Source organism: Type-F symbiont of Plautia stali (genome assembly GCF_059731105.1).
The window spans coordinates 1-14,973 of sequence record NZ_AP035910.1; the positions used below are offsets into that span (position 1 = coordinate 1).

The window sequence follows — 14,973 nt, forward strand, 5'->3', positions numbered from 1 at the left end:
ATCCTAAGAGATCCCCGATCGTCGCAGGCCGCACCCACCAAGGGCTGAAAGGGTGATCGCGTTCACTATAATCAGTAAAGTGTTCACTGTAATCAGTACTTTATTCACTGTACCAGGTAGCATGTTCACTGTAAACAGTGCTAATGTTCACTGTAGTCAGAAAACGATCCCTTTCATCCACAGAATGAAGATCCTACGCCATGGCAGATAAAGACAATGAAAACAAAGCGTTGCTAGAACCTTTTCTGTCAGTGACCAAAAACAGTGGTGAAGTTATTCAGCTTCACCCCAATAAGAATAATACCGTTCAGCCGGTCGCCTTAATGCGTCTGGGACTGTTCGTGCCGACCCTGAAATCGACGGCTCGCGGTAAATCCGGTGCGATGGCCTCAACGGATGCGACTAAAGAGCTGAAGAACCTGACGCTGGTGAAAGCCGAAGGTTACGAAAAGATTACCATTACCGGCGCGCGGCTGGATATGGATAACGATTTCAAAACCTGGGCGGGCATCATTCAGTCGTTCTCCCGCTATCCCACCAAAGGCGATACCGTCACACTCCCCTTTATCGACTTTGTGAAGATGTGCGGCATTCCCTCGGCAAACTCTTCAGCCGCACTGCGTAAGCGCCTGGACGCGTCGTTACGCCGTATCGCGACCAATACCCTCTCCTTTGAAGGCAATGGCAAGGCGTATCACACCCACCTTGTTCAGTCTGCTTATTACGATCGCGAAAAGGATATCGTGCGTATTCAGGCTGACCCAAAGCTGTTCGAACTCTATAACTTTGATCATAAAGTCCTGCTTCAGTTGCGCGCGATATCCCGTCTGAAGCGCAAGGAGTCTGCTCAGGCGCTCTATACCTTCCTGGAGAGTCTGCCCACCAATCCGGCCCCTATCTCACTGGCACGCCTGCGCATGCGCCTGAATCTGGGCTCCAAGACCACGACGCAGAACCACGTGGTACGACGTGCGATGGAGCAGCTGAAAGAGATTGGCTATCTGGACTATTCAGAAGTAAAGCGTGGTCGCTCAGTCTTTTTCATTATCCACAGCCGTACGCCAAAGCTGGATGGCATCAGCAATCTGGAGAGTATCGACTCCCTGGATGACATCGAGTTTGATGACTAACGGCTCGCGTTCACTGTAATCAGCAGTCCGCGTGGCAGTGTCACTTTCCCGCTGCCTGTGGGAAGCGAGCCTCTCCTCACCATTCACTGTAATCAGTCACTACCACTCATTCACTGTATTCAGCAACGTTCACTGTAATCAGTAGCCTTTTACCTCTCAGAACGATACCAGCGATAATCCTTTTCCTGCAGGTTCTACCGTTTCAAGCCTTTAGAAGAAAGTGTGTACTCACATACATTTCTCGTCATCTTCTCTGCGCTGACGTTTACTGATTACAGTGAACGTTCCGGGCCGTCCTCTTATCCCCTGTTGCTGATTACAGTGAATGCAGCAATCTCTCCCTGCTTTAAAGCAGCGTGATGATGATGCACCGGTTCAGCGCGCTATGATCCTCTGCCGCCAGGGTCAGAACAGCGGGGTTGCGTTACTGATTACAGTGAACAGTAACAGTCTGAGGCTGTCATCATACAGGGTGGCGGATTGCTGCGTTACCGCTACTGATTACAGTGAATATTTCTGACGCCTGCCTGAAGCTTGCATGCTGATCAGGAGATGATCTTAAGCGTTGTACTGACTACAGTGAATGTTCTACTGATTACAGTGAATGCCTGGCTGTTAACGAACAATTCCTGCTCCTGTTTGCTGATTACAGTGAACGTTAGCAGGGAATCAGAGATACCCTGCAGTGACGTTGTCAGTTACTGCGTCAGGCAGGGTTCTGATTAATCCTTACAGCGGCCAAACCGGATCGCGCAGAATTGACACTTTCTGCTGATTACAGTGAATGTCAGCCTGGACTTTGTTCACTTACCGACTACAGTGAATAGTAGTCCACAGTGGGCGCGACTGATTACAGTGAACGTTACCAGCCACACGCAATTAGCTATCCGCCGGTGAAGTGACAGTTTCACCTTTATCTGCTGTTCCGCGTCATGTTTGCCCTCCGTTAAGAAGGTCAGCAGACTATTGCTGATTACAGTGAATCTTTGCCCTGCCCTCTCTGCCTGACATGGCGTATAACCTCACCTTGCTGATTACAGTGAACATCAGACAGGCTATCGTCAGCAAACTGAACGCTACTGATTACAGTGAACGTTTTGCTTTGTGCTGGCTGAGCCACGAAAGCGACTTCTTCCCGCTAAAAGCAGATATCCGCAGGTTGCCCAATCCTGGTCTGGCGAACCATCCTGCCGATCGCTACCGGCATTGTGATTATGCTGCTGCTGATTACAGTGAATGTTTTCCGCTTATCTTCCTGTGCCTGCTGTTTTTCCCTCTTGTCTGTCATTGCAATGATGCACTGCTTACCCTTAAGCGGTTCACTCATTACAGTGAACGTTGTGCTGATTACAGTGAATGTTCCGGTTCTGAGCGCACAGTATCGTTCCGGTCTGCAGCAATAGTGTGATGAAGCTCACTATAACCCGTGCTGTTACATAAAAACGCAGATTATGTTGAGAAGATAATTTATTGCCTCATGTGCAGGATTTCTGTATAAAGTCGTAAATCCTACATATCTGGAGCAACTATGGCTAACGACGACAAGCAGGTGATGAAAGTTGCACAGCGTTCAGAACGCATGCTGCTCAGCCTCACCGAGCAGATTCAGGCGCAGAAGCAGGAACTGCATGAAAATACCTATTATCAGGTCTACGCCAAGGCGGCGTTAGCCAAGTTGCCTAAACTGACCCGAGCCAGCGTCGATTATGCCGTCAACGAGATGGAAGAGAGTGGCTATCAGTTTGACAAACGCGCCGCAGGGACATCTGTTAAGTACGCCATGTCGATCCAGAATATTATCGATATTTATCATCATCGTGGCGTGCCAAAGTATCGCGACCGCCATGGTGAAGCCTACACCCTCTTTGTCGGCAATCTGAAGGGCGGCGTTTCCAAAACCGTTTCTACCGTCTCCCTGGCGCACGCGCTGCGCGCCCACCCCCATCTGCTGTTTGAAGACTTGCGTATCCTGGTTATTGACCTCGATCCGCAGTCCTCAGCCACGATGTTTCTGAACCACGAGCGCTCAGTAGGGCTGGTGGAGGCGACGGCTGCGCAGGCGATGCTGCAGAATGTCTCGCGGGATGAGCTGGTTAACGAATTTATCGTTCCTTCAATCATTCCCGGCGTTGATGTGCTGCCAGCCTCGATTGACGATGCCTTTATCGCTTCGCGCTGGGATGAGCTCTGCGCTGAGCATCTGCCACAGCAGAACGTTCATGCCGTGCTGTATGACAACGTTATCGCTAAGCTGAAAAAAGATTATGACTTCATCTTTGTCGACAGCGGGCCGCATCTGGATGCGTTTCTCAAGAACGCCATCGCGGCTTCTGATCTGCTGATGACGCCGGTTCCTCCGGCCCAGGTTGACTTCCACTCAACGCTTAAATATCTGACTCGCCTGCCAGAGCTGATCGCAATTATTGAAGATTCCGGCGCAACCTGCCGCTTACAGGGCAACATCGGCTTTATGTCCAAGCTCTCAAATAAAGCAGACCACAAACTCTGCCATAGCCTGGCAAAAGAGATTTTTGGTGGCGATATGCTTGATGCAGCCCTTCCCCGCCTGGATGGTTTTGAACGTTGTGGTGAATCCTTTGATACGGTCATTTCCGCGAACCCGTCGACCTACGTTGGCAGCAGCGAAGCCCTGAAAAATGCGCGCTCCGCCGCAGAGGATTTTGCAAAAGCCGTTTTCGACCGTATCGAATTTATTCGCCTGAACTGAGGTTTGTATGAGCGCAAAAAGAATTACGATTGGCAGAACCTTCAGCCAGACGCCACTGGAAAATGATGCACCTGACAGCCAGCACAGCCAGACTTTCGTGCTGGCCACCGGCAAGCGTGCGCAGTTTCGTTTTGAACGCATTGCCGCTGGCGATGTTGAAAGCAAAACCTTTGTCACGATGGAAACCAACGGACGCGATCAGGCAGGACTGACACCTGATTCCCTGCGTGACATTATCCGCACCATCAAACTGCAGCAGTTTTTCCCTGCAATTGGTGTGATGCGTGACGGCCGCATTGAGATCCTTGACGGCTCACGTCGCCGTGCCGCAGCGCTTTACTGCAAGACCGGTCTGGATGTCCTGATAACCGAATCGCCTGTCACCGCCGATGAGGCGCGCAGACTGGCGCAGGATATTCAGACGGCCCGGGAACATAACCTGCGTGAAGTGGGGATGCGTCTGCTGACGCTGAAGGATGGCGGATTATCACAAAAAGAGATTGCCGAAAATCAGGGGCTGTCTCAGGCAAAAGTCACGCGTGCGCTTCAGGCTGCCAGCGTCCCTGCCGATCTGATTTCCCTATTCCCTAATCAGGCTGAACTCACTTATCCGGACTATAAAGCGTTATTACAGGCAGCGGAGAAGCTGAACGAGTCAGGACAAAGCACAGAGGCGCTGATTGAAGCCATCTCGATGGAAATTGATGTGGTGTGCGCTCGCGAAGGTCTGGCGGAGGATGAGATTAAAAATCACATCCTGCGACTGATTCGTCAGGGGAGCCAGACGCTGATCAAGGAACCGGAGAAAGATAAAACGCACTCAGTGGCGCTCTGGTCATTTGCTGACAAAGATCGCTTTGCCCGCAAAAAGGTGCGTGGCCGGATGTTCAGCTATGAGTTTAACCGGCAGTCGAAAGAGTTGCAGGAAGAACTGGATAAAGTCATCGCCGAGACGCTAAAAAAATATCTCAACCACTGAGTTCATGCTTTTCTCATCAGCCAGCCTTCAGGGCTGGCTTTTTTATTACGGTTAGCCCTGCATACGCCGTCTGACAGACGACTTAAAGGCGAATTTCAGGCTGAAATCGCCATGATTTCAGCGTGTGGATAATCATTAACCTGTTGAATAGCATGTATTTATTCATGAATTATCTGCTTTCAACCGTCATGAAATCGCCACCTCATCAGCCCTTTTAACGCACGCTTCGTCGCCGCCCGGTTTACGCTGAGGGCATAACCTCGCCTTTCTCTGCTTTACCTTTTCATTGCTCCGGTTCGGACCGCCTGGTCAGCGTAACGGCATACTGCTGTCGCTAAGGTGCTTCATTAGTGACCAGCCCGGCCAGACTGATTTTGAGTCGTCGTGCCTTAGCTCAGAATTATTCAGCGCTGCCCGGCGGACTTTAAGTAAAAGTGCGCTTGTCTGCGTGGTGATTCTGACCTTAACCCGTTGTATTTAATCTTTATGTACTGAGAATTTCAGCCTGAAATCGCCATTTGCGCCACTACCCCGTCACCAGCGTGGTGTTTACAAATGAACAGAAAGGAGAAGAAATGAAGCCTGTCTGCTTCATAGCCGGGTGAAGGTCAGCCAGTATGAAAAGATACTCAGAAAATATCCCTCAGTTATCCACAGAAAAAGTGGATAACTTTTCTCTCCGCCAATAAGCCTGCTACTGTTTACAGTGAATCGGGAAGTCATCGGTTCCGGGTACTACACCGACAGACTTTACGCCCTCCTTCCCACTGCTGTCCCTTTGCACTTACCGCCACTTTTCGCCCCTGGCCACTGGCGTCGAGAAGGTAGCGTAATCATCCGATCTGTTCATAACAATAGTGCGTCGATATTCCACCTGCACTGTCCACTGCAATCAGTAAAAGGCCGTTCAGGTGTCATCCCGAGTTGTCAGGATAAAATCGCAAGATGCACATTTCAGCCAGCCAGCTGACGCGGTATCCGCCGGACAGCATCACCATCAGCGAGGTCATCACACCTTCAGAGGGTTAGTCAGTCAGCGCAACTATCACGCTGATTAACCTGTTTAAAAGTCACGCTCTATAAAAAGTGCCTTGCCAGAGCTAACTCCAGAATACCGTCTACACTTCTTTACACAATTGGTGCGAATGTTCCATTTCTGGTCCGTATGAAATTTAATCAGGCGGACCTCTTAACTTTTATGACAGGGATATGATGAGTATTAATACTTCAGACTCGGGTGATACGGGCGACCACGCGCCTGCCGATACGGTTCGCCAGCGTATTTTTCTGGTGGTGCTGGTGGCGACGATGGGTGCGCTGGCTTTTGGTTACGACACCGGGATTATCTCAGGTGCATTACCTTATATGACATCCCCGCCTGCTCAGGGTGGGCTGGGGCTCAACTCCTTCACCGAAGGACTGGTCGCCTCTTCGCTGGTGTTCGGGGCCGCGATCGGTTCTTTCCTCAGTGGTTTCTTCTCTGACCGCTTTGGTCGCCGTATCACGTTACGCTCACTGGCGGTGATTTTCGTGCTGGGTTCACTGGGAACTGCGCTGGCGCCTTCGGTCAACGTTATGGTGGCAATGCGCTTCCTGCTGGGTATCGCTGTCGGCGGTGGCTCGTCGACTGTGCCGGTGTTTATCGCCGAGATTGCCGGGCCGCGCCTGCGTGCGCCACTGGTCAGCCGTAATGAGCTGATGATTGTTACCGGGCAGCTGGTCGCCTACGTTGCCAGTACGCTGCTGAGCTATCTGCTGCATGATGAGCACCTGTGGCGCTATATGCTGGCGATTGCGATGGTACCGGGGCTTCTGCTGTTTATCGGCACCTTCTTTGTGCCTGCATCACCACACTGGCTGGTGGCGGAAGGCCGACTGAAAGAGGCGAAAAAGATCCTGAAATACCTGCGCGAGACGCCGCGTGAGGTGCGCCATGAGATGGCGCAGATGAAGAAGCAGGCGAGGGCAGCAGAGCGGGGTCCGGACGCGAAAACCCTGATCCGCGAGAAATGGGTCATCCGGCTGATGATCATCGGCGTCGGTCTGGGCTTCGTCGCGCAGTTTACCGGCGTCAACGGGTTTATGTACTACACGCCTATTATCCTGAAGTCGACCGGCCTGGGCACCAGTGCCTCGATCGCCGCCACCATCGGTAATGGCGTGGTATCGGTACTGGCCACCTTTGTCGGCATCTGGGCTATCAGTCGCTTCCCGCGTCGCACCATGCTGATCACCGGACTTTGCCTGGTTGTCACCGCGCAGATTCTGCTGGGGAGCGTGCTGACCTTTATGAGCACCAGCCTGATGCAGAGCTATCTGGCGCTGGCCTGTATTCTGCTGTTCCTGTTCTGCATGCAGATGTGCATCTCGCCGGTCTACTGGCTGATGATGTCGGAGCTGTTCCCGATGCAGCTGCGCGGCGTCCTGACGGGCGGTGCAGTGTCACTTCAGTGGATTTTCAATGCGGTAGTCGCGTTTGGCTTCCCGCCGATCATGGAATATGCCGGCAGCACCACCTTCTTTATCTTTGCCGCGATTAACGTCGGATCGCTTATCTTCGTGATGGCGATGGTGCCGGAAACGCGCGGAAAGAGTCTGGAAGAAATCGAATCGCACATGAAAGAGAAGTTTGGCGAAAAGCAGAAAGCGGCTGAAGCCTGATAATTCCACCCCCGGATTCGGCACACGCGCCGAATCCGGTTTTCCTCTCCGCATTCCCCTCAATCTGCCTTTTTCTTCCTCCGGCTGATGCGTCACCAGAATAAACGTTCACTGTAATCAGCATAGAGGTGTGGTCTGTTTTTATACCGCTCTGGCGATTTCAGGCTGAAATCGCCAGAAAACAACGCATTACTCTCCCGGTAGCTATTACAGAACCGGTCAGTCAGATGAAGCATGACCGCAGACAAAGATTGCCTGAGGCGCTGCGCTATACTCCCTTGTCATCTGCTCTGTATACCAAACCTAAGGGGTTCACCGTGCGGAGGGCTCAGAAAACGCTGCTGTTCTGGCTCGCTTTTATTCAGAGAGTCTCAGGTGCTGAACGGGCCGTTTACTCATACTCCCGGCCATCACAGTAACGGCAATGTGCCGTTCGCAGGGTTCGCTGTACATTCTGATTTTTCTGGAAAGGAACTATGACCCGGAAGCTGAAAACCATTTCCCGCAGGCTATGGCATGTCATCCTGGTGGCTGGGGGGCTGATACTTCTGTTACTGATTTTTCGTATCTATGAAGCAGAACGCGGACCTGAGCTACAGCGGTGGCATACCTGGGTCCCGCATGAGCTGACCGTTGAAGCGCTCGATAAGGCGAGCTATGCCGACTATCTCAGAGCAGAGAACCGGCTGTTCGATGAGATGAAGCAGCAGGTCACTGACCAGCTCAGCGATGATGAGAAAACCCCGCTCAACCGCTACTCTGCCTACAGCATGATCTATCCGGGCCATTTTGCTCAGGACTGGAACCGCTCCTATATTCTGCACCCGACCGGCAAACCCCGTGGAAGCGTTGTCCTGTTGCATGGGCTGACCGACAGTCCCTATAGCCTGCGGCACGTTGCAGAAGTGTATCGTCAGCAGGGCTATGTGGCGGTCGCAATAAGGTTACCGGGTCACGGTACGGTGCCCGCAGGGCTGACCGATGTTGACTGGCAGGACTGGATGGCTGCGACACGTCTGGCGGTAAGAGAGGCGACGCGGCTGGCAGGCAAGCAGACGCCTCTGCATCTGGTGGGATTCTCGAACGGCGGGGCGCTGGCCGTAAAATATGCCCTCGACAGCCAAAATGATCCCACGCTGCGTCAGCCGCAGCAGCTGATTCTGTTATCGCCGATGATCGGCGTAACCCGTTTTGCCCGCTTCGCGGGCATGGCCGGTCTGCCCGCTGTGTTGCCGGCCTTTTCGAAAACGGCCTGGCTGAACATCGTGCCGGAGTTTAACCCGTTTAAATATAACTCCTTCCCGATACACGCAGCCCGCCAGACCTGGCTGCTGACGCAGGCGCTGCAGAAGGAGATTCAGCAGAATGCCCGTGACCAGCGACTGTCAGATTTCCCGCCGGTGCTGACCTTTCAGTCCGTGATGGACTCGACCGTGAGTACGCCTTCGGTCATCCGATCGCTCTATCACTACCTGCCGGAAAATGGCAGTCAGCTGGTGCTGTTTGATATCAATCAGGCGGTCAGCGTCAGTCCATTATTCCGCCGCTCCTCCTACACCGCGGTCAGTCAGCTGTTGCCAGAGGCGCGTCGGGATTACGCCACGACCCTCATCACCAACGCATCACCCACCTCGCTCAAAATGGTGACCCGAAGCGTGCCTGCGGGAGAGACGCAGGAGAAGAGAGCGCCGCTGGCGATCGACTATCCTGCCGGCCTCTACTCTCTGTCACATGTCGCTATTCCGTTTCCGGCGGAGGATGGGCTTTATGGCAGTGCGCCTGAAAGGAAAAATGAATTCGGCATCAGTTTTGGCACGCTGTCGCTGCGCGGTGAAAGTGCCGTGCTGATCGTGGGGCTGGACTCGATTATGCGTGCAACCTCTAACCCGTTCTATCCTTACATGATCGCGCGCATCACGCATCACATTGACTGCAGTGACAGGCCCCCACTGGCAGCCTGCCTCAGTGACTTCTGAATGCAGCATCACAACCGGCCTGCGCGTGCAGGCCGGGATTTATAGCGTATTCAGTTTTGCCATCACCTCGTCTGACAGCACCAGGCTGCGGCTGGCGAGGTTCTCCTGCAGATGCGCGGGGGAGGAGGTGCCCGGTATCAGCAGAATATTGGGCGAACGTCGCAGCAGCCAGGCCAGGGCGACCTGCATAGGGGTGGCGTTCAGGGACGCAGCCACCTCATTAAGTTGCTCCGACTGCAGGGGAGAAAATCCGCCCAGTGGGAAGAAAGGCACCCAGGCGATGCCCTGCTGAGCAAGCTGATCCACCAGCTCATCATCCTGCCGATGCGCGAGGTTATACATGTTCTGTACGCAGACAATCGGCGTCATCGCCCTGGCCTCTGCGATCTGCGTAGCCGTGACATTACTCAGACCGATGTGGCGAATCAGCCCGCGCGCCTGCAACGCCAGCAGTGCCTCCAGTTGAGGGGCCAGAGAGCCCTCTTTGGGTTTAGCCGGATGCAGCATACTGCGCAGATTCACCACCTCAAGAACGTCCAGGCCCAGGTGGCGGAGATTATCTTCTACGGCCTGGTTCAGCGCCTCCGGCTCCATCGCCGCCTGCCAGCCGCCTCTGGCATCACGACGTGCCCCCACTTTGGTGACAATACAGAGATCCTCCGGATAGGGATGGAGCGCCTTCCTGATTAATTTGTTGGTTTCGTGGGGACCGTAAAAATCGCTGGTGTCGATGTGGTTGACGCCAGCCTGAATGGCGTCACGTAAAACCTGTATCGCGCGCGCTTCATCTTTAACCGGGCCAAACACGCCAGGCCCGGCCAGTTGCATAGCGCCATAGCCAAGACGGTTAACTTCGCGATCGCCTAACTTGAAAGTCATGGTGGTATCTGACATGAAAACCTCCTGCGTGGATGTCGATTAAGTGTAATGGTGATTCAGCGATCCGGCAGGTGTTCAGCTATACCAGCTGAGACCCTGTGGCACCCGCGAAAAACCGGCGTGGCGTAAAGCGTTAAGCAGGGGAGACTGGGTTACCGGTTTGCCATCTGCCCGCTCCAGCGTAAACATGGCGGAGTTTTCCCGTTGCAGCGCCGCACCCAGCGCCGCCACCGCCGCCTGTTGCCGTGCGGGATCGTCGGTAAAGGTCAGTAACTCTTTACCGCCGGGGGTCAGGTAGAGCAGCAGTGCGCCACCGGCAATCACCACGCGTCCGCCCGGACGACGGGTGGGGCGTGTACCGCTGCCATGAACCGGCCAGCTCAGCATCGCGCCAAACGGATTAGCCGGATCGGGTGCCGCCAGTACGACGGCGTCAGCCTCAGCGACCGGGTTCTCTGCCAGTTTGCGCAGTCGTTCAATCGTCTGCTGATCGGCAAACTGTGCACCGCCCGCACCGTCGACAAAACGTCCGCGTAACAGCCGGCCGGCATCTTCCATACTGCGCAACACCGGCTGCAGAGCCGGAAACCCTCCCGGGACCTGTTCAGCGACCGCGCTGCCGCGGGTGATCACGCCATAGCGGTCAAGCAGGTTCTCCGCCAGCGACAGGGCCAATCGGGCAGGCGCAACCGGCTGACGCGGGAGCCGCGACCAGCGTCCGGCCAGAGTGTTGACCGCCGGTCTGCGTGCCGTCAGCGCGCCAGGTGTAAAGCGCTGGCCAAAACGCGTGCGCAGGGTACGAGCCGGACGCGCACGGGATGCACCGGGTGTCGTGAGCAGGCCCCGCACCGCAATCCAGCTGTCTGCGGTGACATAACCCTGCCACACCAGTTGCCACAGCGCCTCACAGAGGCTGTCAGAAGGCAACTCTGCCTCCCCCTGCTGCGCCATGATCTCATGAACAAACCAGGCGCCACCCCGGCTGAGTGCGTCAATAACCTGCTGCTGCAGCGGCGTGACAGGCTGGGTGGTGTCAATGACCGGCAGCGTCTCCGCGGCACATTCCGTCAGGTGCAGCGAGATCAGCCCATCGTTGTGGCCCAGCGCCTTATGACCACACCAGATCACCTCGCCACGGCTGAGCAGTTCATCAAGCATGGCGGATTGATAGTCGGCCACTCTGGCGCGCAGGATCTGTGACTCCCAGAGCGAGGCGGGTAACGGCACGCCGGCGAGCTGCTCAATGACCCGCAACACACCCTCGGCACCCTGCTGCTCCTGACGCCGTTCATTCAGCACGCCGTGGCGCTCCAGCAACAGAGTGACCCAGACAGCGGGCGGAACAGGGCGCGTGGCTTCACGTGCTGATTGCAGTGAACGCAGTCGCAGTCGCGAGAAGATATCGGTGGCAACCCACGCCGGTTCCGACTCGCCTGCTGCCGATCCCATATTCAGCAGGCTGCCCTGCTGAAGCAGGGTTAGCAGTACCTCATTCACCACGGCGACACCCAGACCATAGCGGGCTGCCAGTGACCGGGTGGTGAACAGCGTATGGGTGCGTGCATACTGGCCGATTAGATCATGCAGCGGGGCGGCGGGTGGTAACAGAAACGTTGCTGGCAGGTCATCAGGTAACGCTACCGCCAGGGCATCGCGCAGTCGGGCAGCATCTTCAATGACGGCCCAGCGATCTTCACCCGCGATAATGACCGGAATAATGCGCCGCGCAGCCGCAAACTGCGTTAACGCCCCGGTGACCTGCTGTGCATCCCCGCTGAAGCGTGCCCGTATCTCCGTTACGGAGAGCGGACCGAGATCGCGCAGCAGATCGATGAGGCCTTCGGCGTGCTGTGCCTGATAGCGGGGATCACGGCGCTGTAACATCTGTTCAACCCCGGCGACGACAGCGGGTTCCAGCAGGTCACGCTTGCGGGTCTGGCCAAGCAGTTCACCCAGCAGGTTGCTGTCGAGTGACAGCAGAGAGGCACGACGTTCCGCCTGAGGGGCATCGCTGGCATAGATAAATTCAGCGACATAACCGAACAGCAGCGGAGCGGCGAAAGGGGAGGGCTGTCCGGTGGTGACTTCGCTGAACTGCACCTCGCCCTGCGCAATCTGCTCCATTAAATGGTGCAGGGCAGGCAGGTCATAAACATCCTGCAGACATTCGCGTGCGGTCTCGATCAGGATCGGAAAGTCGTCATGCGCGCTGGCAACCGCCAGTAACTGACCGGCGCGCAGCCGCTGCTGCCAGAGCGGGGAACGCTTGCCCGGATTGCGCCTGGGCAGCAGCAGCGCGCGCGAGGCACACTCACGAAAGCGGGCGGCGAACAGCGCAGAGTGACCCACACTCTCTGTAACGATCTGCGTGAGCCTGTCACTATCGAAGACAAAAAGTTCCGCGCCCGGAGGCTCTTCCTCGCTGGCGGGGAAGCGGGCGACGATGCCATCATCGCTGGCCGCCACAGAGGCATCCAGGCCCATCCGGTGCTCAATACGTGCAGCAATGGCCAGTGCCCAGGGAGCATTGACCCGCTTTCCCCACGGGGAATGGAGAATGACCCGCCAGTCACCCAGTTCATCACGGCAGCGTTCAATCAGCAGCGTACGGTCGTCCGGGATGACGCCGGTTGCGGTGCGTTGATCCGCCAGCAGGGCCAGCAGATTGGTCACTGCATGGGGATTCAGGCCCAGTGACAGCAGCTGTTTCTCCGCCTCAGCTGGGGAGACGTTATTCAGCTGGCGCAGAAACAGCCCGAGGCTGGCTCCGGCATCGGCCGACCGGCCAACCCCTTCGCCCCGCCAGAAGGGCAAACGAGCCTGACGGCCCGGAGCAGGCACCACCACCACCTGGTCGTGCGTGATTTGCTGAATCCGCCAGGAGGAGGCGCCCAAGGTGATGATGTCATTGATGCGCGACTCATACACCATCTCTTCATCCAGTTCCCCGACGCGACGCGAGCCAGCCTGCTCTTCGCCTTCCGGCAGCATCACGCTGAACATGCCGCGATCGGGAATGGTGCCGCCACTGGTCACGGCCAGATGCTGAGCGCCGGGACGCGCGCTCAGCAGACCGCTCTCACGATCCCAGATCAGCTGTGGCCTTAGCTGCGCAAAACCATCCGAGGGATATTTCCCGGCCAGCATATCCAGCGTGGCGTCAAACAGGCGGCGCGACAGCCCGCGAAACGGGTCGGCCCGGCAGACGAGGCTGTACCATGCCTCGGCCTGAAGGGAGTCCATGGCAACGGCTGCCAGCGTCTGCTGCGCCAGAATATCCAGCGGATTAAGGGGCGGGCTAAGCGCATCGAGCTGGCCGGCACGCATCGACTGTAAGGTGACAGCGGCATCCAGCAGATCGTGTCGCGTCCGGGGAAACAGGATGCCGGTTGACATGCCGCCAACCTGATGTCCGGCTCGCCCCACGCGCTGCAGAGCGCTGGCGACCGAGAGCGGAGCGCCTACCTGAATCACCAGATCCACCGGCCCCATATCGATGCCAAGTTCAAGGCTGGAGGTGGCGACCACGCAGCGCAGGCTGCCCTGCTTGAGTGCCGATTCGATCCCGGCGCGCTGCTCTTTGGAAACGGAACCGTGATGCGAGCGGGCGATAGGGTCAGCACGGCTGTCGCTGCTCGCGCTATCCGGTTCTTCCGCCGCTGCCTGCCTTTCGAAGAACCGGGTATTGAGCCGGGCAGTGAGTTTTTCAGCCAGCCCACGCGAATTGACAAACACCAGCGTGGCGCGATGGGCCATCACCTGCTGCAGAATGCGTGCTTCGATATGCGGCCAGATTGATCCGCTGGCTGACGGCGTTTCGCCGCTGAGGTCGCTGTCACTGGCGATGTCCGTCATATCCGGCACCGGCACCTCGATAGTCAGGTGCAGGGTGCGATCGGAGGAGGGGTTAACCACCTGGACGGGCTGGCAGCCACCCAGGAATGCAGCGATACGCTCAACCGGCCGCACCGTGGCGGAGAGTCCCACGCGCTGAGCGGGCCGCGGCAGCAGTGCATCCAGCCGCTCCAGACTCAGGGCGAGCTGAGAGCCACGCTTCGAACCCGCTACAGCATGCACTTCATCAACAATAACCGTGGTGACACCCTGCAGCGTCGTGCGCGCTTTTGAGGTCAGCATCAGAAACAGCGATTCCGGGGTGGTGATCAGAATATCGGGTGGGCGGCGCAGCAGCCGGGCGCGCTCTGCAGCCGGCGTATCGCCGGAACGCATTCCGACAGTCAGGGTGATCGCGGGCTCATCCAGCGCCTGCCGCTCAGCACAGACGCCGGCAAGCGGAAGCGTCAGGTTGCGCTGCACATCTGCCGCCAGCGCTTTGACCGGCGAAATGTAGAGCACGCGGGTCGTGGTTTCACGTGAGGGTGCGGGCTGTTCTGCCCGGACCTGAAACAGCGCATCGATGGCGGTCATAAAGGCGGCCAGCGTTTTTCCTGAGCCGGTAGGGGCAATCACCAGCGCATGCGCTCCGCTGGCGATGGCCTGCCATGCCGCCTGCTGTACCGGGGTCGGGGCTTTAAAGGCGGAAGAAAACCAGCGCCGGGTTGCAGGGGAAAAGCGGTCCAGGACCGGAAGGGATTGGGATTTCGGCATCATTCTCACGGC

The 14,973-nt window shown here is 56.5% G+C and carries 8 protein-coding genes; 6 read left to right on the forward strand and 2 right to left on the reverse strand.

Annotated elements, in window-relative coordinates; genetic code table 11:
- Positions 1 to 200: 200 nt before the first annotated feature.
- The 6 genes from AC6I7A_RS19460 (at position 201) to AC6I7A_RS19485 (ending at position 9,474) form a co-directional block, all read left to right on the forward strand.
- A complete protein-coding gene (locus AC6I7A_RS19460; protein WP_009092744.1) occupies positions 201 to 1,130 on the forward strand; it encodes a RepB family plasmid replication initiator protein in 930 nt (309 codons plus the stop codon).
- A gap of 1,009 nt (positions 1,131 to 2,139) precedes the next feature.
- The gene (locus AC6I7A_RS19465) at positions 2,140 to 2,538 is read left to right on the forward strand and encodes a hypothetical protein (protein WP_153009191.1); all 399 of its coding nucleotides are present in this window, start codon (positions 2,140 to 2,142) and stop codon (positions 2,536 to 2,538) included.
- Between the two features lie 120 nt (positions 2,539 to 2,658).
- Positions 2,659 to 3,858 carry an AAA family ATPase gene (locus AC6I7A_RS19470; protein WP_009092746.1) on the forward strand — a complete coding sequence of 400 codons (1,200 nt, stop codon included), beginning with the start codon at positions 2,659 to 2,661 and terminating at the stop codon, positions 3,856 to 3,858.
- A gap of 7 nt (positions 3,859 to 3,865) precedes the next feature.
- Complete coding sequence (locus tag AC6I7A_RS19475; RefSeq protein ID WP_058957254.1) at positions 3,866 to 4,837, forward strand: ParB family protein; 972 nt, start codon at positions 3,866 to 3,868, stop codon at positions 4,835 to 4,837.
- 1,212 nt (positions 4,838 to 6,049) lie between these two features.
- On the forward strand, positions 6,050 to 7,498 hold the full coding sequence (locus tag AC6I7A_RS19480) for a sugar porter family MFS transporter (RefSeq protein WP_009092748.1): 1,449 nt from the start codon (positions 6,050 to 6,052) through the stop codon (positions 7,496 to 7,498).
- A gap of 476 nt (positions 7,499 to 7,974) precedes the next feature.
- Positions 7,975 to 9,474, forward strand: a complete 1,500-nt coding sequence (locus tag AC6I7A_RS19485; RefSeq protein WP_058957255.1) for an alpha/beta hydrolase — start codon at positions 7,975 to 7,977, stop codon at positions 9,472 to 9,474.
- A 39-nt stretch (positions 9,475 to 9,513) separates the two neighbouring features.
- Here the strand turns inward: AC6I7A_RS19485 and AC6I7A_RS19490 are convergent, their stop codons facing one another.
- Together AC6I7A_RS19490 and AC6I7A_RS19495 are read right to left on the reverse strand one after the other, a co-directional pair.
- Positions 9,514 to 10,368, reverse strand: coding sequence for an oxidoreductase (locus AC6I7A_RS19490; protein ID WP_058957256.1), 855 nt, complete (start codon positions 10,366 to 10,368; stop codon positions 9,514 to 9,516).
- 60 nt (positions 10,369 to 10,428) lie between these two features.
- A complete protein-coding gene (locus AC6I7A_RS19495) occupies positions 10,429 to 14,961 on the reverse strand; it encodes an ATP-dependent helicase (RefSeq protein ID WP_058957282.1) in 4,533 nt (1,510 codons plus the stop codon).
- Positions 14,962 to 14,973 lie beyond the last annotated feature (12 nt).